This is a genomic window from Pigmentiphaga daeguensis (assembly GCF_039523035.1).
Lineage (GTDB): Bacteria > Pseudomonadota > Gammaproteobacteria > Burkholderiales > Burkholderiaceae_B > Pigmentiphaga > Pigmentiphaga daeguensis.
Window position 1 is genome coordinate 1 of sequence record NZ_BAAAEN010000088.1, and the last position, 505, is coordinate 505.

A 505-nucleotide genomic window follows, 5' to 3' on the forward strand; every position below is an offset into this window, starting at 1 on the left:
CTTTGTGATTATGGCTGCGACATGGATATGGCAAAGACCCATGATCTTTTCATTGGTGGCACATTGGCGATGGTGCCGCCAAAAATGGAACAGATGTTTGGCATTACGCTGCCAGAAGACTGGCTGTCTGAATGCTACGAACGTACGTTTACGGCCTTTCGTAACGATCTGACGCCGTTCGCACATCTTGATCCGGTACTAGATCTGCTGGAAGAAAACAACATTCCCATTGCGATTGGCAGCAACGGCCCACATGCCAAGATGGATGTGTCGCTCGCCAAGGTTGGCTTGAAGGAACGCTTTGAAGGCAGGGTTTGCTCGGCACATGATGTTGAAAACCCCAAGCCGCATCCGGATGTCTTTTTGCTGGCCGCACAGAAAATCGGTGTCGATATCAAGGACTGCATTGTTGTGGATGACAGCCAGAACGGCGTGCGCGCCGGTGTTGCGTCCGGTGCGACAACCATCGGTCTTGTCGATATTACGCCGGCCAACTACCTTCTTG

1 protein-coding gene is annotated in these 505 nt (G+C 52.1%); it reads left to right on the plus strand.

The genetic code is table 11. From position 1 onward, the window contains the following. Nucleotides 1–27: 27 nt before the first annotated feature. Nucleotides 28–505 (plus strand): HAD family hydrolase (locus tag ABD104_RS30275; protein ID WP_343928899.1); only part of this gene is annotated, 478 nt, incomplete at its 3' end.